28 protein-coding genes are annotated in these 21,569 nt (G+C 71.2%); 13 read left to right on the top strand and 15 right to left on the bottom strand.

All coding sequences use genetic code 11. From position 1 onward, the window contains the following. Positions 1 to 63: 63 nt before the first annotated feature. Positions 64 to 1,275, top strand: coding sequence for a cytochrome P450 (locus H5965_RS28515; protein WP_310973436.1), 1,212 nt, complete (start codon positions 64 to 66; stop codon positions 1,273 to 1,275). Positions 1,276 to 1,407: 132 nt separating this feature from the next. Here the strand turns inward: H5965_RS28515 and H5965_RS28510 are convergent, their stop codons facing one another. After that, positions 1,408 to 1,857, bottom strand: coding sequence for an Rv3235 family protein (locus H5965_RS28510; protein WP_310973434.1), 450 nt, complete (start codon positions 1,855 to 1,857; stop codon positions 1,408 to 1,410). Between the two features lie 186 nt (positions 1,858 to 2,043). Between H5965_RS28510 and H5965_RS28505 the strand changes: the two genes are divergently transcribed. Next, positions 2,044 to 2,418 (top strand): HAD-IA family hydrolase, encoded by a 375-nt coding sequence (locus tag H5965_RS28505; protein WP_310974161.1) that lies wholly within the window; start codon positions 2,044 to 2,046, stop codon positions 2,416 to 2,418. 3 nt (positions 2,419 to 2,421) lie between these two features. Here the strand turns inward: H5965_RS28505 and H5965_RS28500 are convergent, their stop codons facing one another. After that, positions 2,422 to 3,183 (bottom strand): RNA methyltransferase, encoded by a 762-nt coding sequence (locus tag H5965_RS28500; protein ID WP_310973432.1) that lies wholly within the window; start codon positions 3,181 to 3,183, stop codon positions 2,422 to 2,424. Between the two features lie 34 nt (positions 3,184 to 3,217). Between H5965_RS28500 and H5965_RS28495 the strand changes: the two genes are divergently transcribed. Together H5965_RS28495 and H5965_RS28490 are read left to right on the top strand one after the other, a co-directional pair. Beyond that, positions 3,218 to 4,624, top strand: a complete 1,407-nt coding sequence (locus tag H5965_RS28495) for a wax ester/triacylglycerol synthase family O-acyltransferase (RefSeq protein WP_310973431.1) — start codon at positions 3,218 to 3,220, stop codon at positions 4,622 to 4,624. After that, positions 4,621 to 5,112 (top strand): DUF6912 family protein, encoded by a 492-nt coding sequence (locus H5965_RS28490; protein WP_191315199.1) that lies wholly within the window; start codon positions 4,621 to 4,623, stop codon positions 5,110 to 5,112. Before H5965_RS28495 ends, H5965_RS28490 begins: the two co-directional genes overlap by 4 nt. Before the next feature lie 448 nt (positions 5,113 to 5,560). Here H5965_RS28490 and H5965_RS28485 read toward each other — a convergent pair whose 3' ends face one another. The 3 genes from H5965_RS28485 to rsgA all read right to left on the bottom strand — a co-directional run bounded on the left by H5965_RS28485 (position 5,561) and on the right by rsgA (position 8,394). Beyond that, complete coding sequence (locus H5965_RS28485; protein WP_310973429.1) at positions 5,561 to 6,313, bottom strand: hypothetical protein; 753 nt, start codon at positions 6,311 to 6,313, stop codon at positions 5,561 to 5,563. A 72-nt stretch (positions 6,314 to 6,385) separates the two neighbouring features. Next, positions 6,386 to 7,270 carry a hypothetical protein gene (locus H5965_RS28480; RefSeq protein WP_310973428.1) on the bottom strand — a complete coding sequence of 295 codons (885 nt, stop codon included), beginning with the start codon at positions 7,268 to 7,270 and terminating at the stop codon, positions 6,386 to 6,388. A 101-nt stretch (positions 7,271 to 7,371) separates the two neighbouring features. Next, positions 7,372 to 8,394 carry a ribosome small subunit-dependent GTPase A gene (gene rsgA, locus H5965_RS28475; protein WP_310973426.1) on the bottom strand — a complete coding sequence of 341 codons (1,023 nt, stop codon included), beginning with the start codon at positions 8,392 to 8,394 and terminating at the stop codon, positions 7,372 to 7,374. 106 nt (positions 8,395 to 8,500) lie between these two features. Between rsgA and H5965_RS28470 the strand changes: the two genes are divergently transcribed. Further along, entirely contained in the window at positions 8,501 to 9,256 is a 756-nt protein-coding gene (locus H5965_RS28470; RefSeq protein WP_310973424.1) for an SOS response-associated peptidase, read from the top strand. Continuing rightward, positions 9,253 to 9,861 carry an alpha/beta family hydrolase gene (locus H5965_RS28465; protein ID WP_310973423.1) on the top strand — a complete coding sequence of 203 codons (609 nt, stop codon included), beginning with the start codon at positions 9,253 to 9,255 and terminating at the stop codon, positions 9,859 to 9,861. The genes H5965_RS28470 and H5965_RS28465 overlap by 4 nt, the downstream gene beginning before the upstream one ends. 1 nt (position 9,862) lies before the next feature. On the opposite strand, the gene ybaK is transcribed toward H5965_RS28465, so the two are convergent. Beyond that, positions 9,863 to 10,339: a Cys-tRNA(Pro) deacylase gene (ybaK, locus tag H5965_RS28460; protein WP_310973422.1), complete on the bottom strand. Its 477-nt coding sequence runs from the start codon at positions 10,337 to 10,339 to the stop codon at positions 9,863 to 9,865. 192 nt (positions 10,340 to 10,531) lie between these two features. On the opposite strand from ybaK, the gene H5965_RS28455 reads away from it, so the two are divergent. Beyond that, positions 10,532 to 11,155 carry a sigma-70 family RNA polymerase sigma factor gene (locus tag H5965_RS28455; protein WP_003059778.1) on the top strand — a complete coding sequence of 208 codons (624 nt, stop codon included), beginning with the start codon at positions 10,532 to 10,534 and terminating at the stop codon, positions 11,153 to 11,155. After that, on the top strand, positions 11,152 to 11,472 hold the full coding sequence (gene rsrA / locus H5965_RS28450) for a mycothiol system anti-sigma-R factor (protein ID WP_310973421.1): 321 nt from the start codon (positions 11,152 to 11,154) through the stop codon (positions 11,470 to 11,472). The genes H5965_RS28455 and rsrA overlap by 4 nt, the downstream gene beginning before the upstream one ends. 63 nt (positions 11,473 to 11,535) lie before the next feature. On the opposite strand, the gene H5965_RS46210 is transcribed toward rsrA, so the two are convergent. Then, a complete protein-coding gene (locus H5965_RS46210) occupies positions 11,536 to 11,610 on the bottom strand; it encodes a 50S ribosomal protein bL37 (RefSeq protein WP_098515123.1) in 75 nt (24 codons plus the stop codon). Between the two features lie 99 nt (positions 11,611 to 11,709). Between H5965_RS46210 and H5965_RS28445 the strand changes: the two genes are divergently transcribed. Both H5965_RS28445 and H5965_RS28440 read left to right on the top strand, forming a co-directional pair. Continuing rightward, the gene (locus tag H5965_RS28445; protein ID WP_310973420.1) at positions 11,710 to 11,922 is read left to right on the top strand and encodes a biotin/lipoyl-binding carrier protein; all 213 of its coding nucleotides are present in this window, start codon (positions 11,710 to 11,712) and stop codon (positions 11,920 to 11,922) included. Positions 11,923 to 11,926: 4 nt separating this feature from the next. After that, positions 11,927 to 13,447 carry a histidine kinase N-terminal domain-containing protein gene (locus tag H5965_RS28440; protein ID WP_310973418.1) on the top strand — a complete coding sequence of 507 codons (1,521 nt, stop codon included), beginning with the start codon at positions 11,927 to 11,929 and terminating at the stop codon, positions 13,445 to 13,447. A 355-nt stretch (positions 13,448 to 13,802) separates the two neighbouring features. On the opposite strand, the gene H5965_RS28435 is transcribed toward H5965_RS28440, so the two are convergent. Both H5965_RS28435 and H5965_RS28430 read right to left on the bottom strand, forming a co-directional pair. Beyond that, positions 13,803 to 14,057, bottom strand: a complete 255-nt coding sequence (locus tag H5965_RS28435; RefSeq protein ID WP_043777259.1) for a WhiB family transcriptional regulator — start codon at positions 14,055 to 14,057, stop codon at positions 13,803 to 13,805. Positions 14,058 to 14,331: 274 nt separating this feature from the next. Next, entirely contained in the window at positions 14,332 to 15,258 is a 927-nt protein-coding gene (locus H5965_RS28430; RefSeq protein WP_310973415.1) for a diacylglycerol kinase family protein, read from the bottom strand. Between the two features lie 310 nt (positions 15,259 to 15,568). Here H5965_RS28430 and H5965_RS28425 point away from each other — a divergent pair, with 310 nt between their 5' ends. Further along, positions 15,569 to 16,039: a hypothetical protein gene (locus H5965_RS28425; protein WP_206790153.1), complete on the top strand. Its 471-nt coding sequence runs from the start codon at positions 15,569 to 15,571 to the stop codon at positions 16,037 to 16,039. 77 nt (positions 16,040 to 16,116) lie between these two features. Here H5965_RS28425 and H5965_RS28420 read toward each other — a convergent pair whose 3' ends face one another. Continuing rightward, positions 16,117 to 16,599: a GNAT family N-acetyltransferase gene (locus tag H5965_RS28420; protein WP_310973413.1), complete on the bottom strand. Its 483-nt coding sequence runs from the start codon at positions 16,597 to 16,599 to the stop codon at positions 16,117 to 16,119. 1 nt (position 16,600) lies between these two features. Continuing rightward, positions 16,601 to 17,188, bottom strand: coding sequence for an acid phosphatase (locus tag H5965_RS28415; protein WP_310973412.1), 588 nt, complete (start codon positions 17,186 to 17,188; stop codon positions 16,601 to 16,603). An 83-nt stretch (positions 17,189 to 17,271) separates the two neighbouring features. On the opposite strand from H5965_RS28415, the gene H5965_RS28410 reads away from it, so the two are divergent. Then, positions 17,272 to 17,745, top strand: coding sequence for a hotdog fold domain-containing protein (locus H5965_RS28410; RefSeq protein WP_310973410.1), 474 nt, complete (start codon positions 17,272 to 17,274; stop codon positions 17,743 to 17,745). On the opposite strand, the gene H5965_RS28405 is transcribed toward H5965_RS28410, so the two are convergent. From H5965_RS28405 to H5965_RS28390, 4 genes are all read right to left on the bottom strand, one after another. Next, entirely contained in the window at positions 17,742 to 18,392 is a 651-nt protein-coding gene (locus H5965_RS28405; RefSeq protein ID WP_310973409.1) for a hypothetical protein, read from the bottom strand. The two genes, H5965_RS28410 and H5965_RS28405, sit on opposite strands and share 4 nt — an antisense overlap. Positions 18,393 to 18,462: 70 nt before the next feature. Beyond that, complete coding sequence (locus tag H5965_RS28400) at positions 18,463 to 18,897, bottom strand: MarR family transcriptional regulator (protein ID WP_310973407.1); 435 nt, start codon at positions 18,895 to 18,897, stop codon at positions 18,463 to 18,465. After that, positions 18,894 to 19,307, bottom strand: a complete 414-nt coding sequence (locus H5965_RS28395; RefSeq protein WP_310973406.1) for an SRPBCC family protein — start codon at positions 19,305 to 19,307, stop codon at positions 18,894 to 18,896. The genes H5965_RS28400 and H5965_RS28395 overlap by 4 nt, the downstream gene beginning before the upstream one ends. A 59-nt stretch (positions 19,308 to 19,366) precedes the next feature. Continuing rightward, complete coding sequence (locus tag H5965_RS28390) at positions 19,367 to 19,972, bottom strand: dTDP-4-dehydrorhamnose 3,5-epimerase (protein ID WP_310973404.1); 606 nt, start codon at positions 19,970 to 19,972, stop codon at positions 19,367 to 19,369. 360 nt (positions 19,973 to 20,332) lie between these two features. Here H5965_RS28390 and H5965_RS28385 point away from each other — a divergent pair, with 360 nt between their 5' ends. Then, positions 20,333 to 21,514 carry an NADP-dependent malic enzyme gene (locus H5965_RS28385; RefSeq protein ID WP_310973402.1) on the top strand — a complete coding sequence of 394 codons (1,182 nt, stop codon included), beginning with the start codon at positions 20,333 to 20,335 and terminating at the stop codon, positions 21,512 to 21,514. Positions 21,515 to 21,569 lie beyond the last annotated feature (55 nt).

Here is a 21,569-nt window from a genome sequence, read left to right as displayed (position 1 = left end):
CACGGGTGTCGATCGGGGCGCGCGGCGAGATCCGCGCGCCCCGGTTTCGTTGATGGGGGTTTTGTGACGTCGGCAGATCCACAGGAGTTCTTCGCGCTGTTCGGCGCCGAGCGGCGGCCGGACCCGTACCCGCACTACCGCCGCTGGCGCGAGGCCCGCCCGGTGGCGGCTCTCGCGGAGCGGATGTTCGTGGTCAGCGGCCTCGCCGAGGCCACGCAGGTGCTGCGCGACCCGGCGTTCGGGCACCCCGAACCCGAGTACCTCGACCCGGCGGACCGCCTCCCGGACCAGCCGGTCGACGAATCGGGACGCGTGGTCCGGGCGTTCCTGTCGCTGAACCCGCCCGACCACACGCGCCTGCGGCGGCTGGTGGCGAAGGCGTTCACGCCGCGGATGGTCGAGCAGCTGGCACCGCGCATCGAGGAACTCGCGGCAGCGCTCATCGACCGCGCGCCGGCGGAGTTCGACGTGATGACGGCGTTCGCGAAGCCGCTGCCGGTCGAGGTGATCGCGGAACTCCTGGGCGTGCCACTGGACGACCGCGATCGCTTCGCGGAGTGGTCGCACGCAATGGCGCGGGCCCTGGACCCGCCGTTCCTGCAGCCCCCGGACACGCTCGAACCGGCGGTCAGAGCACGGCAGTCGTTCGTCGCGTACTTCCGCGAACTGGCGGCCGACCGCCGGCGCGAGCCGGGCGACGACCTGCTGTCGGCGCTGGTGGCGGTCTCGGACGCGGGCGACGTGCTCACCGAGGGCGAGCTCCTGGTGACGTTGACGCTCCTGCTGATCGCCGGCCACGAGACGACGACGAACCTGATCGGCAACGGCGTACTGGCGCTGTTGCGCTCCCCGGAGGGCTTGAAGCCCCTGGGAGCGGACGGCGAGAACGCGGCGCGCGTGGTGGAGGAGGTCCTGCGCTACGACTCGCCGGCCCAGCTGACGGCCCGAACGGCCCTGCGCGACACGACGCTGGCGGACCTGCCGATACCGCAGGGTAGCCAGGTGATCGTGGTGATCGGAGCAGCCAACCGCGACCCGGCCACGGGCCCTTCCCCGGACTCCTTCGACCCGGCGCGGGAGCCCGGCCGGCATCTGGCGTTCGGCCAGGGGATCCACTTCTGTTTGGGAGCGCCGTTGGCGAGGTTGGAGGCCCGGATCGCCTTCCGCGAGCTGGCCCGCCGCCGCCCAGGCCTGAGATTGGCGGGAACACCGGCCTGGAACCCCACGGCAACCCTGCGCGGCTTGTCGAGCCTCCCGGTGACCAGCAGCGATTAGCCCTGGCCCGGCTGCCCGCGCCACCAAGGCCTGACCAGGGACTGCGCCGCGTCAGCACGACACGGCGCAGGTCCCTCGACCAGCCAGAGGCCCCAACCGGCCCCCGGCGGCGAGCGGCCCCTTCTCCCCATCTCAAGCCGCCCGCCGGAGCGGGTTGGCCGGGGGCTGCGGCTTCAACAGCGCGAACCGCTCGCACCGCCACCCCACCGGCGTCCGCACGAACCTCGCCGCCAGGGCGAACGAACGGCCGTCCGCCTCCACGCGGGCGCAGGCCTCCACCACGTCCGGTGCCGGGCTGCACGTGTGGATCGTCTGCGTCCGGTGCCGAGGCCGCGGCCGGCGAGGCCCGGCCAGCCCGGCGAACACCTCCGGCGCCACCAGTGCGCGGACCTGCGCCGCCGGGCGGCGGCCGTCGTACGCCTCCAGCAGCATGTTCAGCAGGTGGCCGACTTCGCCCGCCTCGCCCTGTCTCGGCGCCGGGCAGCGCGCGCGTTCCTCCTCCCGCTGAGGCACCTGCCGACCGTCCGGCCGCCGCGGGACCTCGCAGTCGATCAACGTCCGCAACCGATGTTCCTCGATCATTTCCTGCCCTCCCTGACTCGGCTTTCGCTTAGAGGCGAGAACGGGCCGGAAAAGAACCGGGAATCGCTCGATCCGGGCGAAAACCGCCGAACTGTGGATTCCGGCCGACGGATGCGGTAGGTGGACCACTCTGCGGGACATGTCACAACGCGCCCGGCTATTGTGTGCCGGGTGCTGAAAGGGTTATTGGTCGATTTCGCCGGAGTTCTCACGGACCCTGACGCCGGCCGGTTCTACGACTACCTGGCGGCCGCGCGCGAACGGGGCGTCCGCACCGCGCTGCTGTCCAACGCTCCCGGCGCGTCGGATGAGGTCAAGAACACCATGTTCCACTATTTCGACGCGCTGGTGTTTTCCGGTGAGGTCGGCGTGGCGAAACCGGATCCGGCCGTCTACCTGATCGCGGCCGACCGGCTCGGGCTGCCGGTCGCGCGCTGCGCGTTCGTCGACGACTCCGCGACGAACATCCGCGGCGCCGTCCAGGCGGGCATGGTCGGGGTGCACCACCGGTCGGTCAGCGAGACGCTGGACGAACTCGCCGTGCTGTTCCCCACCGGCTGAGGGTCAGCGCGCGCGGCGGACCAGCTCGAACGACACGACCGCGGCGGCGGCCGAGACGTTCAGCGACTCGACGTCGCCCGGCATCGGGATCGACAGCCACTCCGTGACGAGCTCGCCGACCTCCGGCCCGACCCCGGCCGTCTCGCCGCCGAGGACGAACGCGGCGCGCTGCGGCAGGTCGACGTCGAACACCGTGGTGCGCGCCGACGCGCCCAGCGCGTAGAGCCCGTAGCCAGCTTCGGTGAGCAGCTCGGCGGCCTCGCGCGCCGAGCCGCAGCGCAGCACCGGCGCGCGGAACGCCACCCCGGCCGAGGCCTTGACCACCAGCGGGTCCAGCGCCGCGACGCCGCGCCGGGGCACGATCACGCCGTCCAGCCCGGCCGCGGTCGCCGTCCGCAGGATCATGCCGACGTTCGCGGGGGTCGTGATGCCGTCCAGCAGCAGCACCCGCGACGGCGGGCGCCGGTCGGCCAGCGCCGCGGAAAGCGCTCGCATCCGCGGGGCGACGACGTCGGCGAGCACCCCTTGATCCTGCTTGCCGTTGCCGGCGAGCACTTTGACCCGGTGAGCGCTGGCGCGCTGCACCGGCACGCCGGCGGCCTTCGCCGCGCGCTGGATCTCGGCGGCGCCGGGGCCGCGGGCGGTGTCGGCGAGGATCACCTTGTCCACGCGCAGGCCGTCGTCGGCCAGTGCCTCGAGCACCGGCTTCCGGCCGTACACGGTCAGGAACCGGTCCTTCGGCGAGATCGTCGACTCATCACCCACACCCCGCAGTCTTCCATTGTGTAAGGATCGGCCCATGCCCGACCGCCTTTCCGCGCTGGACGCCTCGTTCCTGTACGTCGAGGACCACGCGACCCCGATGCACGTCGGCGGCGTGGCGATCTTCGAGCGGCCGCGGTCCGGGTTCGGCTACACCCAGCTGGTCGACCTCATCGGCGGGCGGCTCGCGTACCTGCCGCGGTACCGGCAGCGCGTGCTGGAGGTGCCGGGCCACCTGGCGCGCCCGGTGTGGGTGGACGACGTCGATTTCGACCTGAACTACCACGTCCGGCGCTCGGCGCTGCCCCAGCCGGGCAGTGACGAGCAGCTGTTCGACCTGGTCGCGCGCCTGATGTCGCGGCGGCTGGCACCGGAGCGGCCGCTCTGGGAGGCGTACTTCATCGAAGGCCTGTCCGGCGACCGGGTGGCGCTGGTCACGAAGACCCATCAGTCCGTTGTGGACGGTGTCGGCACGATCGACCTCGGCCAGCTCATCCTCGATCCGGCGCCGGCCGAACCGGAGCCGTTCGAGGACATCTGGACACCGCGCCGCGAGCCGAGCCGCACCCAGCTGGTGCTGGACGCGATCAGCGAGGGCGTCCAGCGGCCGGGCGAGGTGGTGGAGAACGTCCGGTCGGCGGCGAACGACGCCTTCGCGGCGGCGGGCAAGTTCGCCGAGACGGTCGGCGGGGTGGCGTCGACGCTGCGCACGCTGGTCAGCCCGGCGCCGCCGGGGCCGCTGAACGTCCGGGTCTCGGGCGGCCGCGTGTTCGCGGTGGTCCGCACGCGGCTGGAGGACTTCCGCAAGATCCGCGCGGCGCACGGCGGCACGGTCAACGACGTCGTCCTCGCGGCCATCACCGGGGCCCTGCGCGAATGGCTCTTGTCGCGCGAAGTCCAGCTGACGCCGAACACGACGATCCGCGCGCTGGTGCCGCTGGCGGTCCGCGACGCCGAGACGCCCGGCTACTCGACGCCGGGGCTGGTCGGCAACCAGGTGGCGGCGTACCTGGTGGACCTGCCGGTGGGCGAGCCGAACCCGGTCCTGCGGCTCCAGCACATCGGCCACGCGATGGCCGAGCACCTCGATTCGGGCCGTTCGGTGGCGGCGCGCGGCCTGCTCAAGGTCGGCGGCTTCGCCCCGGCTACGCTCCACTCGCTCGGCGCGCGGGCGGCGGGGTCGCTGTCCGGGCGCATCTTCAACGTCATGGTGACCAATTCACCGGGCCCCCAGGTGCCGATGTACGCGGGAGAGGCCAGACTGGTCGAGATGTTCCCGGTGATGCCGCTGATGCGCACCCAGGCGCTGGCGATCGGGGTGACGTCGTACCACGGCGGCGTCTACTTCGGACTGAACGGCGACCGCAAGGCCGCGTTCGACGTGGATCTCGTGGCCGGGATGATCGAAGAGTCCCTGGAAGAGCTGAAGGGTGCGCACTGGTGAGGGTCTATCTGCCTGCGACCATCGCGATGCTTCGCGACCTCGAAACCTCGGGGGAGTTCCGCGCCCGCAGCGGAACGGCGTTCGCGCTGACCCCGGCGTTGCGCGAGGCGTACGTGAGCGGGTCGGACGAGGAGCTCGAGTACGCGGCGTTGCTGGACGCGGCCCGGGCCTCGTTGCGCCTGATCGCGGCGGAGGAGAAGGGCGAGCCGCGCCGGGTGGTGGTGTCGGCGGACGTTTCCGGAGTGACTTTGCGTCCGGACCTGGACGCGCCGGTGGTCCGCATCGGCGGCCCGATCCCCCTGTCGGCGGTGGCGGCGATCCACGTGGACGCCCCCGAGGCGGCAGAGGCGGTGGCCGCGGCGGCGGCGGTGATCGACGCGGCGGATCTGGGGGATCCGGATGCGGAGTTCACGCTGGGGGACGCCGAGGATCACGAGCTGGCTTGGTACGCGCCGCAGGAACTGCCGTTCCTGCTGGAACTGCTCTGAGTTGTCCTCAATGCGAGTCGCCTGTGGACAACCGGCCTTGAGCTGGGGTTTTGTCGGTGGGGGCCGGTAGAGTGGAACTGGGGACGCCCCCCGTGGTGGGTGGGGGTTTGTTGAGGGGCGAGGGCGGGGTTGAAGCCGCGAAACCGGGCGGTTCTTCGTGGAGGCGGGTCTGCTGGCCTCTGCCCGGAGGTGCACCTGAGTTGGGCGGCTTCGGGTGCCCACCACCCCGAAGCTCGATTGTCACTACGGCCGGTGGTACCGCGTCAAGGCGGGAAAGCGTGCCTTGACCCGGCACCACCGGCCGTGTTTGGGCTTCGGATCGGGGTGGCGGGGCAGGTCTGGGCGGGGTGCAAGTCCCGCGTCCGCGTGCCGTTCGGGCCGGTGAGGCAGCTGCGGAAGGCGCTCCGACTCTGCCGGAGCCGCGGGCAGACGCGCGGGCGAAACGTGGCTAACCCACCTCGCCCGCCGGCGGGGGCTGGATGTTCACCGGGGTGCCCCAGTCCGAATACCGGGTGGTGATGCGTGCCTCGGAGCCCGGCAGGATTGGTGTCAGGTCCAGCACGATCTGCATCGGCCGGTGCGCCTCGTCGAGCCACAGCTCCACCGGGAACTTGCCGCCCACCCGGCCCGCCGCGTCCGGGGGGAGGCCCGCCGGCAGGTCCGTGCCCAGGCGGGCCAGGTCCAGGTCGATGCGGTAGTGCTCCGCCGGCGCCCCGTTCAGCTGGCCGCGCTCGGCCGCGACGATCGTGCCCGCCGTGCGGATCTCGCCCAGCGTGTGCGCCGGATCGTTCTGCTCCGCCAGCTGCGTCAAGCTGCCGCCGAGGACCTGGGAAAACGGGTCCGTCCCGTCCGCCGCCACCACGATCCACGGCTTTCCACTGCCGACCTCGTCGCGCGAGCCCTCCGGCACCTTCGCGTACAGCTTTCCGGCCACCTGCCGCAGCTCCACCGGCTCGCCGAGGAAGTCCGTCGTCAGCGCCTGGGCCGTCCCACCTGCGCCGAACCGCGCCTGGCCCTGGCCCTTCGAGCGGACCGAGCCGACCGCGATGTCCGTGCCGAACTTCGCCGAGCCGCCGTTCGTCGTGGCCGCCGTCGCCGCGTCCGCCAGCGCCCGCGCGTCCTCGAACGCCGGGCGGGGCGATGGGTCGGAGCACGCTCCGGCGAGCAGGGCGAACAGCAGCACCACGGCGGCTTTGCGCATGGCGCCAACAAAAACACAGCGGCTCCCCCGATCTCGTTCGGGGGAGCCGCCGCTACTCAGTGTCGTCCGGTGTCAGCGACCGGCCTTCTTCATCAGCTCGCCGAGGTCGACGACCTGGTCGGCCGGCGGGGCCGCCACGTCGACCTGGGTGCCCCAGTCGGTGTACTTCATCGTGAACTTGGCGTCACCGGCCGGCGCGCCCATCGCCTGCATCATCGGGCCCTGGTCCATGGTGACCTGCACCGGCAGGTTGTTCTTGTCCAGCCACAGCTCGGCCGGGAGCTTGAGGTCCTTGCCCTTGAGCTTCTCGGTGAGCTGGTCGCGCGCCGCGGCCGGGACCTGGTCGGTGAACTGGTCGATCGCCTTCGCGACGTCGAGCTCGACCTTGTAGTGGTTGACCTTCTGGCCGTTCAGCTCGGTCTGGTCGGACGAGACGATCCGGCCCGTCTTGGAGATCTGCTCGAGCATCTTGCTCGGGTCGCTCTGCTCCGCCGACTTGGACAGCGCGCCGCCCAGCGCCTGCGAAAGCGGGTCGGTGCCGTCGGCCGAGATCTTGGCCCACGCCTTGTCCGTGCCCATCTGCTTCTGGTCTTCGGCGGGCAGCTTGATGTACATGACCTTGTCGACCATGCGCATCTCGGTGGTCTGGCCGGCCGCGGTGCTGGTCATCGAGAACTTCGTGTTCGCGCCGTCGAAGGCCATCGCGCCCGAGGCGGTCATGGTCTGGCCGGCGGCGGAGCCCTCCATGGTGAACTTCGCCGACTTGGACTTCTCGGTGCCCTGCTTCGCCTCCGACGCCAGCTTGATCGCGTCGGTGAAGGGCGAGGCGAGGCCGTCGGTCTGGCTCTGGCCGCCCGCGGCGGCGGGTTCGGCGGTGCCGGGAGCGGAGTTGCCGCTGCAGGCGGTCAGCGTGAGCACCAGCGCGGCACCCGCGGCGACCAAGGTGGTCTTGCGCATTGAGTTCCCCTCAGGATCGGATCTTCCGCTCGGCATATCGCCCGAACGGGCGAATGGTTACCGATGTGACGGTGACGATCCGCGATCGGTTCCCGGTTGCCTCACGAATCGGTGGCGCGAGTCACATCATGACCGCCGCGCGACGCCAGCAGGCGCCGCAGCGAAGCGAGCCGCTCGGGGCTCGCCTTCCCCTCGGTGACGACGTCGTCGAGCGCGCAGTCCGGGTCTTCGGGCGCGCCCAGGTGCCCGCAGCCCGACGGGCACTCCTCGGCGGCTTCGGCGAACTCCTCGAAGGCGTCCACGATGTCGTCCGCGGTGACGTGGGCCAGCCCGAACGACCGGACACCGGGCGTGTCGATCACCCAGCCGCCGTCCGGCAGCGGCAGTGCGACCGCCGCCACGGACGTGTGGCGCCCCTTGCCGACCGCGCTCACCACGCCGGTGGCCAGTTCGGCGGCGGGGACCAGGCGGTTGACCAATGTCGACTTGCCGACACCGGAGTGGCCGACCAGGGCCGTCACGCGGTCCTTGAGCATGTCGGCGAGGCCTTCGGGCTGCTCGTCGAAGCGGGTCACGATCGCCGGGACGTCCAGGCCCGCGTAGCCGGCCAGGAGCTCGTTCGGGCTGGCCAGATCGGCCTTCGTCAGGCAGAGGACCGGCTCGACGCCACCGGCGTAGCAGGCGACGAGGCAGCGGTCGATGAAGCCGGTGCGCGGTGGCGGGTCGGCCAGCGCGGTGACGATCAGCAGGCGCTCGGCGTTCGCGACGACCAGCCGCTCGTACGGGTCGGTGTCGTCGGCCGTGCGCAGCAGCGAGCTGGTGCGCTCGTCGACCCGGACGATCCGCGCGAGCGTGTCCGGCTTGCCGGAGACGTCTCCGACGATGCCGACCCGGTCGCCGACGACCACCGGGGTCCGGCCCATCTCGCGGGCGCGCATCGCGGTGATCACCCGGCCCGGATCGGCGTCGACCGCGCAGGTCCAGCGGCCGCGGTCCTTGCCGATGACCATCGCCGTGACGGCGTCGGCGTGCTCGGGACGGCGCTTGCTGCGGGGCCGGCTGCCCTTGCCCGGACGCACGCGGACGTCGGACTCGTCCAGCTTGCTCCAGTCGTTGCGCGCCAAACCCTCGTCCTCTCGTGCGCCGGTGCCCACCCGAATGATCCCACGCCGCTCGCCAGGGCCCTGGCCTGCGTGTAACGATGACTCTTTCCGTAGAGGGAGGTTGGTCATGTGCGGGCGCTACGCCGCCACGAAGGACCCGGCAAAGCTGATCGAGGAGTTCGACGCGATCGACCTCACCGAGGGACGCGCGCGGGCGGACCACAACGTGGCGCCGACGAAGAACGTCGTGACGGTCGTGCAGCGGCACCCGCGTGACGAAGACGGCCAGGTGCTCGAGGACGAGCCCGCCGAGCGCTCGCTGCGGATGATGAAGTGGGGCCTGGTGCCGTTCTGGGCCAAGGACCCGTCGGTCGGCTCGCGGATGATCAACACGCGCGCCGAGACGGCCGCCGAAAAGCCCGCCTTCCGCCGCGCGCTGGTGTCGCGCCGCTGCCTGGTCCCGGCCGACGGCTGGTTCGAGTGGCGCCGCACGGGCAAGGAGAAGGAACCGTTCTACATGACGGAGCCGGACGGCTCGTCGCTGGCGTTCGGCGGGATCTGGGAGAGCTGGCGGCCGAAGGACGACGACAAGGCGTCGCCGCTGATCACGTTCTCGATCATCACGACGGATGCGGCCGGCCAGCTCACGGACATCCACCACCGCATGCCGCTGATCGTGCCGCGCTCGCACTGGGACGGCTGGCTGGACCCGGACCGCGAAGACGTCACCGACCTGCTGGTGCCGACGCCGGAGGAGATCGCGTCGCTGGAGCTGCGGCCGATCTCGAGCAAGGTCAACAACGTCCGCAACAACGGCCCCGAGCTGCTGGAGCGGGTCGACCCGGCGCAGGAGAGCGCGCTGTTCGACGCGCCGAAGTCATGACGGCCATCCCGATCGAAACCGCCTACGGCCCGGCGCGCGTGTACCTGCACTGCGCCGAAGAGGGCGAGGCGGTGCTGATGCTCGGCCACGGCGCGGGCGGCGGCCTCGGGGCGAAGGACCTGGTGGCGGTGACGCGCGCGGCGCAGGCGGCGGACGTGCACGTGGCGCTGGTCGAGCAGCCGTACCGGGTGGCGGGCCGCCGCGCACCGGCCCCGGCGAACCAGCTGGACACGGCGTGGCTCACGGTGGCGGACGACCTGTCGGAGCGCTTCGACGGCCTGCCGTTCGTGTTCGGCGGCCGATCCTCGGGCGCGCGGGTGGCCTGCCGGACGGCGTCGGCGGGGCAGGCGGTGGCGGTGCTGTGCCTGGCGTTCCCGGAGCACCCCCCGGGCCGGCCGGAGAAGACCCGCCAGCCGGAGTTCGACGCGGTCGAGGTGCCGACGCTGGTGATCCAGGGGGAGCGCGACCCGTTCGGCCGGCCCAAGCCGGGACCCCACCAGGAGCTGGTCCTGGTGGACGGCGACCACAGCCTGGGGAAGGATTTGGAGACGATCTCCCGGGCGGCGACCGAGTGGCTGTCGCGGGTGCTGCGGCCGCTGGCCTGACTCAGGCCCCGATCGGCGCCACCACCGCGCCGGTCAGCCGGATCAGCTCGCCCGGGGCGAGCTCGACCTCCAGTCCTCGCCGGCCGGCCGAGCAGAACACCGTCTCGAAGCGCTCCGCCGAGGCGTCGATCACCACCGGCAGCCGGCTGCGGTGGCCCAGTGGGGAGATTCCGCCCAGTACGTAGCCCGTCGCCCGCTGGGCCGCCGCCGGGTCGGCCATCTTCGCCTTCTTGCCGCCCGCCGCGGCCGCCAGGGCCTTCAGGTCCAGCTGGCCGGTGACCGGCACCACGCCCACCACCAACTTGCCGTCCACCTCCGCGACCAGCGTCTTGAACACGCGCGCCCGGTCCAGGCCGAGGGCCTCCACGGCCTCCAGCCCGTACGACTCCGCGCGCGGGTCGTGGTCGTAAGTGTGCAGCGTGTGCGCCACTTTCTGCTTCCCCAGCAATGCCGTCGCCGGGGTGCCCTTGCCAGCCATGGCGGAAGTCTAGGGAATGCCCGATCCCCCCGATCGGTTGTACGGGACGTGACAACAACGCTCGCCACTACACGCTCACGCAGCCGCCGCCGTCCCGAGGCACCGGCGAACCGCGGCGTGCCCGGTCCCCGCGTAAACTCGGGTCCGCCGTATGCGCGCACGCGCATCGACGCCGAGCGGGAAGGGAACGGTTTGCCGAGCACGCAGAACTCAGCGCCGGAAGAAGCGACCGAGGCCGAGCGCGCCGAGCGCTTCGAGCGGGACGCGATGCCGCTGCTCGACCAGCTGTACTCGGCCGCGATGCGGATGACCCGCAACCCCGCCGATGCCGAGGACCTGGTCCAGGAGACCTACCTGAAGGCGTACGCCGCCTTCGCGTCCTTCAAGGCCGGCACGAACCTCAAGGCCTGGATGTACCGCATCCTGACCAACACCTACATCAACGGCTACCGCAAGCGGCAGCGGCAGCCGGTGCAGGCGCCCACCGAGGAGATCACCGACTGGCAGATCGCCAAGGCGGAGAGCCACACCTCCAGCGGGCTCCGGTCGGCCGAGGTCGAGGCGATGGACAACCTGCCCGACACCGACGTCAAGGCCGCCCTGCAGAAGCTGCCCGAGGAGTTCCGGCTGGCCGTCTACCTGGCCGACGTCGAGGGCTTCGCGTACAAGGAGATCGCCGAGATCATGGACACGCCCATCGGCACCGTGATGTCCCGTCTGCACCGCGGCCGCGCCCAGCTGCGCGACCTGCTCGCCGACGTGGCGCGGGAGCGCGGCTTCATCCGGGGTGCCAAGGAGGAGGTGGCGGGGCGATGAGCGACATGTGCGAGGGCGCGTCGGACAAGGTCCGCTGCGAAGAGGCGCTCGCCGACATCTACCTGCTGCTCGACCGCGAGTGCAGCCCCGAGCGGGACGCCGCCCTGCGCGCCCACATCGAGGACTGCCCGCCGTGCCTCGAGGAGTACGGCATCGACGAGCACATCAAGCAGCTGCTGGCCCGCAAGTGCGGCGGCGAGCACGCCCCGGCCGAGCTGAAGAGCCGGCTGCGCGCGTCGATCCGCCAGACCGTCGCCTCCCGCGGCGGCGTCACCGTGGAACGCACCGAGATCACCCTCGAGCAGCGCTCCGAATAACGCACCCGAGCACTACGAAGGCCCCCGCACGAGCCGTGTGGGGGCCTTCGTCATGCCGAACGCTCAGGCGTTGGGCTTCTTGCCGTGGTTCGCGCCGTTCTTCTTCCGGTCGCGACGCTTGCGGGCGCGCTTCGACATGCTCACTCCTCGTCGTCAAAGCTGGTCAACCTCTCAAGTGTGTCATGACGTCCCGTTCTGGTTGGATGGGGTGGTCGGGCGAGCGCGAGGAGGGTGTCGATGGCCGAGATCAGGGCCGAAATGGTCGGCACGGTGCTCGAGGTCGTGGCCACGCCCGGCGCCGCGCTGAACGCCGGTGACACCGTGCTGATCCTGGAGTCGATGAAGATGGAGCTACCCGCGGTGAGCGAACGCGCGGGCACGCTGACCAGCCTCGCCGTGGCGAAGGGCGACCGCGTCCAGCAGGGTGACCTGCTCGGGGTGGTCGAGTAACGCCGTGTCCACGCTCGCCGAACTGCTCGCCGACAACACCGGCCTCCCCGGGGAAGCGGCGGACCACCTGCAGACCGTCGTCGCCGAGTGGCAGCTGCTGGCCGACCTGTCCTTCGCGGACTTCCTGCTCTGGGTCCCGGTGACCGAGGAGCTGCAGCCGGACGGCGGCGACTTCGTCTGCGTCGCGCACGCCCGCCCCACGACGGCGCCGACCGCGCACCCCGAGGACGTCGTCGGCACGCGGTTCACCGTCCAGGAGCACCCGCAGCTGGCGAAGGCCATGCGCGAGGTGCGGATCTGCCGCGAGGAGGACCCGCACTGGTACCGCGACCTGCCGATGCGGCGGGAAGCGATCCCGGTGCGGTTCCACGACGAGGTCATCGCCGTGATGAGCCGCGAGACGAACCTGGCCGCGCCGCGGGTGCCGTCGCCGTTGGAGATCGCGTACCTGGGCAGTGCCGGCGACCTGTGCCAGATGATCGTCGACGGCACGTTCCCGCCGAACGGCACGAACGCGACGGACACGCACACGTCCCCGCGGGTCGGCGACGGGCTGATCCGCCTGGATTCGAGCGGCACGGTCGTGTTCGCCAGCCCGAACGGGTTGTCCGCGTACCACCGGATGGGGCACGAGTCCGACCTGGTCGGGACGCGCTTGGCGCCGCTGACACGCTCGCTGATCCGCGACCCGTTCGACGCGACCGAGGTGTCCCACCGGATCATTGAGGCCCTCGACGGGAAGCCGTCGAGCCGCACGGAGGCCGATTCGCGGCGCGGGGCGGTGGTGCTGTTCCGCGCGCTGCCGCTGCGGCCGGCCGGGCAGGCAGCGGGCGCGCTGGTGCTGGTCCGGGACGTCACCGAGGTCAAACGGCGGGACCGGGCGTTGCTGTCGAAGGACGCGACGATCCGTGAGATCCACCATCGGGTGAAGAACAACCTCCAGACGGTGGCGGCGCTGCTGCGGCTGCAGTCCCGGCGGACGACGTCGGAGGAGGCGCGGCTCGCCCTGGCGGAGTCCGTGCGCCGGGTGACGTCGATCGCGCTGGTGCACGAGGCGCTGTCGATCTCGGTCGACGAGCGCGTCGACCTCGACAAGCTGCTCGACAACGTGCTGCCGATGGTCGGCGAGGTCGCGACGGCGGAGTCGCAGGTCGGGCTGTCGCGGAAGGGCTCGTTCGGGGTGGTGGTCGCGGAGATCGCGACGCCACTGGTGATGGTGCTGGCCGAGCTGGTGCAGAACGCGATCGAGCACGCGTTCCCGGCGGGCCGGCCGGGCAAGGTCGAGCTGATCGTGGAGCGTTCGGCGCGGTGGCTGGACGTCGTCATCCGCGACAACGGGCGGGGCCTGCCGTCGGGCTTCTCGCTGGAGCGTTCGGACGGGCTCGGGCTCCAGATCGTCCGGACGCTGGTGGAGTCCGAGCTGCGGGGCTCGCTTTCGCTGCGGAAGGTGCGGACGGAGACGTCGTCGACCCGCGTGACGGGCACGGAAGCCGCGCTCCGCATCCCCCTCTCCCGCCGCCTCTGATTCGTGTCGACCCTTCAATCACGCGTGTCGACCCTTCAATCACGTGAGCTGACTCCTCAATCACACGGGCGCTTCTGGGCCGCGTGATTGAGCAGTCATCACCTGTGATTGAAGGGTCGACACCGGTGATTGAAGGGTCGACACGATGAAGGCCCGGCACCAGGTGCGTGGTGCCGGGCCGTTCAGCGCTTGCGGGAGGACTTGAAGTCCCGGTGAGGTTTCAGCGCACCCGTTGCCGGGTGGTTTCGCCTCGGTTGTTAAGCTCAAACCGGGTAGGTATCACCCCAGACGGCGTGGGCACGACGAATGCCCGCCGGGTGAAATTCCTGCTCGGCCTGGGTGGATCTCGAGAAACTCAGGCGTTGGTACGCGTGCCGATGTGCGTACGGCGGCGCTTGAGAGCGCGTCGCTCGTCCTCGCTCATACCGCCCCACACGCCCGCGTCCTGGCCGCTGGCCAGAGCCCAGGCCAGGCAGTCGGAAGCGGAGGGGCAGCGGTGGCACACGGCCTTCGCCTGAGCAACCTGCGACAGAGCAGGACCGCTGGTTCCCACCGGGAAGAACAGCTCGGGGTCCTCGTCTCGGCAGGCCGCGTCGTGGCGCCAGTCCATGTTCGTGAGCTCCTTCATATGGCGCGGGAGGGCCGCGCCACAGTCGTCAATGGCGGTCGTGTTCTTGGGTGCTTGTGAATGCTTTCACGAAGCACCGCTTTCGACAAGGGTTTCCGGGAGATCGGTGAGTCAGGTCACCCGGCCGAGCGACCCCTCTGACCTGCGGTTTCTCTCCGAAACAGCCGTCCGAAGGAAAGGCTGATGCGCTGAGTGGAGCTTCTCCGTCGACGAACGGCACCTGGCACTTTGCCGCAGGCGATCAGCGGTCCCGTCGTCACACGATTACCGTGAGTGCATTCGGGACGCTGAAGAATTCGACTCGAGTCCGCTGGCCGACGAGGTCGCCGTCCACCTGGAAGTTTACCGGTTCAGCTGCGTCGATGCGGATCATCGGCAGGTCATCGTGACGCACGAGACGCCGGCCCCGCTGGTTGCTCTTCGTAGCCAAAGCTTGGCGTACATGCTTGAACACCGTGGGCAACCCCAGACCGCTCAGCGCGAACAAACCCAATCCCGTCTCGAACGAGCAACCCGGGTTGAGGTGGACGGCACGCTCGCCCAGGTAGCTCCACGGATCGGTGTTCGACACGAAAGCGGTCAGCGTCTCGACCGGGTCCTCGCCCGGGACGCGGATCGTGAGGGCCGGCCGGCCCAGCGGCGGCCGGAAGTAGGAGCGGACGGCGGCCCGCAGGTACAGGCCGGCGGTGGTCTGCTTGCCGCGGCGCTTGGCGACCCGGCCGACGACGTCGGCGTCCCAGCCGAGGCCGGCGTTGAAGGTGAACCAGTGCCCGTCGGCCAGGCCGAGCCCGACCCGGCGCGAGCGGTCGTTCTCCAGCGCGTTGAGCAGCTGGTGGGTGGCCTCGAAGGAGTCGGCCGAGATGCCGAGGGCGCGTGCGAAGACGTTGGCCGAGCCGCCCGGGACCACGCCCAGGGCGGGCACTCGCCCGATTTCCGTGGGATCTCCGTCGGCGTCGGCCAGCAGGCCGTTGACGACCTCGTTGACCGTGCCGTCGCCGCCGTGCGCCACGACCAGGTCGATGCCGTCCCGCGCGGCCGAGCGCGCGACGGCCATCGCGTGGCCGCGGTAGTCCGTCTCGACCACGTCGAGCTTGACCTGGCTGGCGAGCGCGTGCGCCAGCACGTCCCGGCCACCCGCGGTGGTCGAGGTGGCCTGGGGGTTCACGACGAGGATTGCGCGCATTACCGCAGAGTAAGTGACTTCCGGCGGCCCGAGAACCTTCCGGCGCCGCATGGTGACGGGCGCAACCCCGGGGAACAGCACCTACGAGACCCTGTGCCGGGCGGTCCTCCTTCACACGCGAGTGTCCGCTCGTCGTGACAAGTGCACCCGGGCCGACCGCCCGCTCATCGACGACATCTTGATTTTCGACGCCGGGGCGGTCCCGCGAAAACGGCCGACCGGGTGGCATACGATCGAAAGGGCTCACGCACGGTGACTCGCCCTGGTGGAGTCCACTGTGCTTTCGCGAAACCCTGGGAAGGCCGCCGCAGTGAAGCTCTCGCCCGCTCCCCGTGAGGTCCGGCTGGCCGGCGTGGTCACCGCGGTGCCGTCGCTCGCCCTGCTGGTGTTCGGGGTGGTCGTGCTGGTGAACGGCCTGGGTGCGCCCGCGCAGCCCGGCAACAACGTCTTCGTCGAGTCGGGCACGTTCATCGTGGTGGCGCTGGCGTTCCTGGCCGCGTCGGCCGGGCTGGTGCTGGGCCAGACCTGGGCGCGCTCGCCGGGTGTGGTGATCGCGCTGATCGTGATCGGGCTCGGCTGGTACCTGCTGGGCCCGTCCGGCGAGCCGCTGTGGGGCGTGCCGATCGCGCTGCTCGGCATCGCGGCCCTGGTCCTGCTGTTCCGGCGGCCGTCGCGGGCGTGGGCGCTCGGCCTCCGCGAGGGCGAGACCGAGACCGAAGCCGCCGAGCGCGGCGGGCTGGCGGGCCGCCGCGCCGAGCGTGAAGGCCACGAAGAGGACTGAGCTACGCCTCGCCCGGATGCCGCGAATGACTCATTCGCGGCGTCGGAGGTCCCGAATGAGTCATTCGCGACGTTGGTTCAGGCTTGCGCGGCCAGGGCCTTCAGCGGCTCGTCGGTGAGGCGGTTGACCGTCCACTCGTCCATTGGGACCGCGCCCAGGGCCTTGTAGAACTCCGTCGCCGGGTTCCAGTCCAGGACCGACCACTCGAGCCGCGCGTAGCCGTTCGCGACGCACTCGGCCGCCAAGGCCGCCAGGAGGGCCTTGCCCAGGCCCGAACCGCGCTGGGACTCCCGGACGTACAGGTCCTCCAGGTAGATCCCGTGCACCCCGCGCCAGGTCGAGTAGTTCAAGAACCAGACCGCGAAGCCGACGACCTCGCCGTCCACCTCGGCCACGTGCCCGAACAGCTTCGGCTCGTCATCGAACAGAGCGGAGTGCAGCTGGGCCGGGGTCAGGTGGCACTCGTCCGGCGCGCGCTCGTAGTCCGCCAGTTCGTGGGCCAGGCCGACCGCCGCTTCGACGTCCGAAGGGCGGATCCGGCGGATGCGGTCGTCGGGCACGTCAGTCCTCCGCGGGCAGCAGGTTGAGGTGTTCGATCTGGGGTTCGCCGCGCTCGTCGCCGAGCACCGCGATGCCGGCCGCGTCGAGTCCGAAGTGGACGCCGGCGGTGGCGGGCAGGCCGAGCCAGCGGGCCACCAGCACGCGGCTGAAGTGCCCGTGTCCCACCAGGATGACGTCCCCGGCCTCGATCTCACGCCGGGCGCGCTCCAGCACGCGATCCGCGCGGGCCGAGACGTCCGAAGCGCTTTCGCCGCCCGGGCTCGGGTGGGTCCACACCGTCCAGCCGGGCACGGTTTCCCGGATCTGCGGGGTGGTGATGCCTTCGTAGTCGCCGTAGTCCCACTCGGCGAGGTCTTCGGTGACTTCGTCGACGCGCAGCCCGGCCAGCGCGGCCGTGCGCAGCGCCCGGGCCCGCGGGCTCGACAGCACCAGCGACGGGCCACCCACCAGGCTGCGGAGGGTGCCGCCCGCGGCGCGGGCCTGGCCTTCGCCCGCCGGCGTCAGCGGGATGTCCGTGCGGCCGGTGTGCCGCCCGTTCAGCGACCATTCGGTCTGCCCGTGCCGGAGGAGGAAGAGACGGTTGGTCACGCGGCCGAATATATCCGGCGGTTTGCGCGGCGGCTGGTCGTCTGCTTAGCTACTGAACGGTAGCTTAGTTCGAGGAGACCTCCATGCCCGAGACGCCGACGTTCGCGATGTGGCACCGGCTGGCCGGGAAGCCGGGCGGAAAACAGCTGTTCAGCGCCGCGATGTGCCTGCGGGTACCGTACTTCCGCACGGTGTTGCCGTCGGTGCGCGAGCTGCGGCCCGGCCACTGCGAGGTGACCGCGCCGAAGTGGTGGGGTGTGCACAACCACATCCGCACGTTCCACGCGATCGCCGCCTGCAACCTCGCCGAGATCGCGATGGGCATGCTCGCCGAGGCGACCGTCCCCACCACGCACCGCTGGCTGCCGAAGGGCATGAACGTCCAGTACGTCGCGAAGGCCGAGACGGGCCTGCGCGCGGTGGCGGCCCTGCCCGAGCTGCCGGAGTTCGGCGACGACGGCTTCGACCTCGACGTCCCGGTGACCATTTCGGATGCGAAGGGCCGGCCCGTGGTCACCGGGACGATCACCATCTGGGTGACGCCGAAGAAGCGTTAGAGCTGCTTGTACTGCACGTACGTCGTCTGGTGGAACACGGACGGCGACGGCAGCCCCAGCTTCCGGTCGACGAGCTTGCCGAGCGGGCCGCAGCCCTGCGTCGCCGGGAGCGCCAGCGCCGGGTCGACGACGCCGAAGTGGAACGTCGGCGGGTTCTTGGACAGCACGGTCGGCGGCAGCGCCGGGTCGTCGTGGACGACGGTGTGCAGCGGCGCGGCCGTGGTGCCGATGCTGCATTCCTTGCGCAGCAACGGGTGCCGCAGCACGGCGTAGACGTCGAGCTCGCCGCGGCGCTCGTCGTTGCCCTGGAAGTCCGAGTAGCCGCCGTAGCGCAGCTGGAGCGTCGTGCCGGCCAGGCCGGGCACCCGCACCGGCTCGTGCCGCAGCGCGCCGAACAGCTGCGCGTACTGGCCGTTCACCCGGCCTTCGCTGAACGTCAGCCGCAGTTCGCCGAGCGGGATCTCCTGGGCGCCGATCGTCAGCTTCCCTTGTGAGACAAAGGCTTCGCAGCGCCACGTGCCCGGGTCGGCGTTCACGGGCGGCGCCGGGCAGTCGGTGAAGTCGAACGTCGGGAGTTCGTCCGCGGCCGCGGTGCCCGGCAGCAAGGCCAGTGCGACCGCGGCCGCCCCCAGTGCGAGAAGTTTCATGGCGGTGAGCCTGCTCGGATCACGCGGCCGGGACATCCGGGATGGTCCCCAGGGAAGCCCCGGAATCCGGTCAGGGGCCGAGCCGGGCCAGCGCGTCGACGAAGCCGTCGTCGGTGGCCGCGAAGAACTCGGCGTCCGCGGCCTCGACGTCCTTCAGCGCCTTCGCCACCAGTTCGAGGCCGGCCGGCGTGACCTGCAGGCGCTTCGCGCGCGCGTCGGCCGGGTCGTCGGCGCGCGCCAGCAGGCCGCGGTCGGCGAGCTTGCGCACCACCTGGCTGGTCATCATCGTGTCGGTGCCGGCCTGGTCGGCGAGCTGCCGCTGGGTCGGTGGCTCGCCCGAGCGGGTGAGCCACCACGTCGTCGTCAGCAGCACGAACTGGACGTGCGTGAGGTCGTGCGGGGCCAGCGCGGCCCGCATCGCCCGCTGCCAGGCCAGTGTCACGCGCCACAGCAGGAAGCCGGGGCTGCGCTCCGGGCCGGGCAGGCGGGACTCGGGGGCCGTCATACCCGTGAGCTTGCCTCGGCAAGACGGGCCAGCGCGCGTATGGCATCCGGGGTGTCTTCGGTCACCTGCTCGCCGAAGCCGTCCGGGCCGTCGATGGTGACGCGGTAGGTGATCCGCGTGCCGCCGTCGACGTCGGTCAGCACGTGCTCAAACCGCAGGAACGCGTCCGGCAGCCGCGTCTCGTCGGTGAAGCTGCGGCCCTCGGTGACCTCGGTGAGGGTGAACGGGATCGGCGGCATGCCGTCCATCGTCATCGTGCCGCTGATCCCGACCGTGAACGGGCCGTCGAGGACCACCGACCGGACGCCGGCGTCCCATTCCGGCCAGCGTCCGGTGTCGGCCCACAGCGGCCAGATCGCGGCGGCGGGGGCGGCGGACGTCTCGCTGTGCTCATACTCGTAAAGTGTCATGCGGGCAGACTATATGCGCGCTTACTAAAACGGCAAGCGGCCTGGTGGCCGGGGGCTGGTCAGTGCGCCGAGCGCAGCTTGTCGTAGAAGGCGAGGCAGTCGGCGTACTGCGGGAGCAGGCCCTGGTCGACGGCTTCGGCGAGGGTGGGCGCGTCGCGGTCCTTGGCCGACAGGACCGGCTCGATGTCCGCGGGCCAGGGCAGGTTCAGGGCCGGGTCGAGCGGGGTGATGCCGTGCTCGCCGGTGGGGTGGTACGGCTCCGAGCAGAAGTACGACATCACGGTGTCGTCTTCGAGGGCGGCGAAGCCGTGGCCCAGGCCTTCCGCGAGGTACATGGCGCGGAACTCGCGCGAGTCGAGCACGACCGTGTCCCACTGGCCGAAGGTCGGGGACCCGACGCGGAGGTCGATGACGACGTCGAGCAGCGAGCCACGCGGGCAGTAGATGTACTTGGCCTGGCCGGGCGGGGTGTCGGCGAAGTGGATGCCGCGGATCGTGCCGCGCCGGGACACGCTGTGGTTCGCCTGGCCGAGCCGCAACGGGTGGCCGACCGCCGCTTGGAAGGCGTCCTCCTGGAAGGGGGCGACGAACAGGCCCCGGTCGTCGGGGAACGCCCGGGGGGCGAACTCGTAGGCGTCCGGGACGCGCAGCCGGCGGAATTGCATGGCGTCACCTTATCGGGCGCCTTACAAAACCGGACGGACGTCTTGGGAATTGCCGGGAAAAGGGCGCCGGTGTGACATCAACCGCACCGAGGGGTCACCCGCGGCACGGGACCTGTCACAATGACCGGACCGCCGCGTCCGCGGCCATCGCCAGACCCACGGCACCGATGGCCGACGTGACGCCTCGCCGACAGGCCGGCGCTACCGCGCTGGGCTGCCGTGCCGGGAATCCCCCACGGTTTCCCCTGTGGACCGTGGTCCCAGCCCGCATGCCCAGGAGAAATTCCAGTGACCTCAGTCCGAACCGCGAGTTCCGTCATTCCCACCGGGGGAATACCGGAAACGACGACAGGAAACCCCATGAGCGACCCCACCGGCGCCGTCGCGCCGGTCACCGACGAAGAGATCTTCACCGGGCACGAGGGCGGCAAGCTCTCGGTGGCGGCCACCCGCCCGATTTCCAGCCCGCGTGACCTTTCGATCGCGTACACCCCGGGGGTGGCGAAGGTGAGCCGCGCGATCGCCGAGGACGCCGCCAAGGCCAAGCGCTACACGTGGGCGGACCGGCTGGTCGTCGTGGTCAGCGACGGGACGGCGGTGCTCGGCCTCGGTGACATCGGCGCGAGCGCGTCGCTGCCGGTCATGGAGGGCAAGTCGGTGCTCTTCAAGACCTTCGGCGGGCTCGACTCGATCCCGCTGGTGCTGGACACCACCGACGTCGACGAGATCGTCGAGACGCTGGTGCGGCTGCGGCCGTCGTTCGGAGCGGTCAACCTGGAGGACGTCTCCGCACCGCGGTGCTTCGAGCTGGAGGACAAGCTCAAGGAAGCGCTCGACTGCCCGGTCATGCACGACGACCAGCACGGCACGGCGATCGTGACGCTGGCCGCCCTGCGAGGCGCCAACCTGGTCCTCGACCGGGCGATCGCCGACCAGCGCGTGGTCGTCTCCGGCGCCGGCGCGGCGGGCGTGGCCTGCGCGAAGATCCTGCAGGAAGCGGGCATCGGCGACGTCACCGTGCTCGACTCCCGCGGCATCATCCACTCCGGCCGCGAGGGCCTGAACCCGGTCAAGGAGCGCCTGGCCGCGACGACGAACAAGGCCGGCCTGACGGGCGGGCTGGCGGAGGCGCTGGAGGGCGCGGACGTGTTCCTCGGCCTGTCGGGCGCGACGATCGACGAGTCGCTGCTGGGCCGCATGGCGGGCGGCGGCATCGTGTTCGCGCTGTCCAACCCGGACCCGGAAGTGCACCCGGCCGTGGCCGCGCGGTACGCGTCGATCGTGGCGACCGGGCGGAGCGACTTCCCGAACCAGATCAACAACGTGCTGGCCTTCCCGGGTGTCTTCCGCGGTGCGCTCGACTCGGGCGCGCGGGCGATCACGGAGAACATGAAGCTGGCCGCCGCCGAGGCGATCGTGTCGGTGGCGATGGACGACCTCGGTCCGGACCGGATCGTCCCCAGCCCGCTCGACCCGCGCGTGGCCCCGGAGGTCGCGGCCGCGGTCGCGAAGGCCGCGGAAGCCGACGGCGTCACGGCCTGACTGCCCTGCCGCGGCCGGTCGTGAGTGGTAAAGCGGGTTAGCACCCGCCTTGCCA

The organism is Amycolatopsis sp. 505 (genome assembly GCF_031625235.1).
Taxonomy (GTDB): Bacteria; Actinomycetota; Actinomycetes; order Mycobacteriales; family Pseudonocardiaceae; genus Amycolatopsis.
This window is presented reverse-complemented; position numbering and strand designations above follow the sequence as displayed.

What these genes read in the sequence shown, in the direction of transcription:
- H5965_RS28510 (WP_310973434.1), bottom strand. Translation starts at nt 1,857, where the DNA reads ATGATCGAGGAACATCGGTTGCGGACGTTGATCGACTGCGAGGTCCCG.
- H5965_RS28495 (WP_310973431.1), top strand. Translation starts at nt 3,218, where the DNA reads ATGCCCGACCGCCTTTCCGCGCTGGACGCCTCGTTCCTGTACGTCGAG.
- H5965_RS28485 (WP_310973429.1), bottom strand. Translation starts at nt 6,313, where the DNA reads ATGCGCAAAGCCGCCGTGGTGCTGCTGTTCGCCCTGCTCGCCGGAGCG.
- H5965_RS28480 (WP_310973428.1), bottom strand. Translation starts at nt 7,270, where the DNA reads ATGCGCAAGACCACCTTGGTCGCCGCGGGTGCCGCGCTGGTGCTCACG.
- H5965_RS28470 (WP_310973424.1), top strand. Translation starts at nt 8,501, where the DNA reads ATGTGCGGGCGCTACGCCGCCACGAAGGACCCGGCAAAGCTGATCGAG.
- H5965_RS28465 (WP_310973423.1), top strand. Translation starts at nt 9,253, where the DNA reads ATGACGGCCATCCCGATCGAAACCGCCTACGGCCCGGCGCGCGTGTAC.
- ybaK (WP_310973422.1), bottom strand. Translation starts at nt 10,339, where the DNA reads ATGGCTGGCAAGGGCACCCCGGCGACGGCATTGCTGGGGAAGCAGAAA.
- rsrA (WP_310973421.1), top strand. Translation starts at nt 11,152, where the DNA reads ATGAGCGACATGTGCGAGGGCGCGTCGGACAAGGTCCGCTGCGAAGAG.
- H5965_RS28445 (WP_310973420.1), top strand. Translation starts at nt 11,710, where the DNA reads ATGGCCGAGATCAGGGCCGAAATGGTCGGCACGGTGCTCGAGGTCGTG.
- H5965_RS28435 (WP_043777259.1), bottom strand. Translation starts at nt 14,057, where the DNA reads ATGGACTGGCGCCACGACGCGGCCTGCCGAGACGAGGACCCCGAGCTG.
- H5965_RS28430 (WP_310973415.1), bottom strand. Translation starts at nt 15,258, where the DNA reads ATGCGCGCAATCCTCGTCGTGAACCCCCAGGCCACCTCGACCACCGCG.
- H5965_RS28410 (WP_310973410.1), top strand. Translation starts at nt 17,272, where the DNA reads ATGCCCGAGACGCCGACGTTCGCGATGTGGCACCGGCTGGCCGGGAAG.
- H5965_RS28405 (WP_310973409.1), bottom strand. Translation starts at nt 18,392, where the DNA reads ATGAAACTTCTCGCACTGGGGGCGGCCGCGGTCGCACTGGCCTTGCTG.
- H5965_RS28400 (WP_310973407.1), bottom strand. Translation starts at nt 18,897, where the DNA reads ATGACGGCCCCCGAGTCCCGCCTGCCCGGCCCGGAGCGCAGCCCCGGC.
- H5965_RS28395 (WP_310973406.1), bottom strand. Translation starts at nt 19,307, where the DNA reads ATGACACTTTACGAGTATGAGCACAGCGAGACGTCCGCCGCCCCCGCC.
- H5965_RS28390 (WP_310973404.1), bottom strand. Translation starts at nt 19,972, where the DNA reads ATGCAATTCCGCCGGCTGCGCGTCCCGGACGCCTACGAGTTCGCCCCC.
- H5965_RS28385 (WP_310973402.1), top strand. Translation starts at nt 20,333, where the DNA reads ATGAGCGACCCCACCGGCGCCGTCGCGCCGGTCACCGACGAAGAGATC.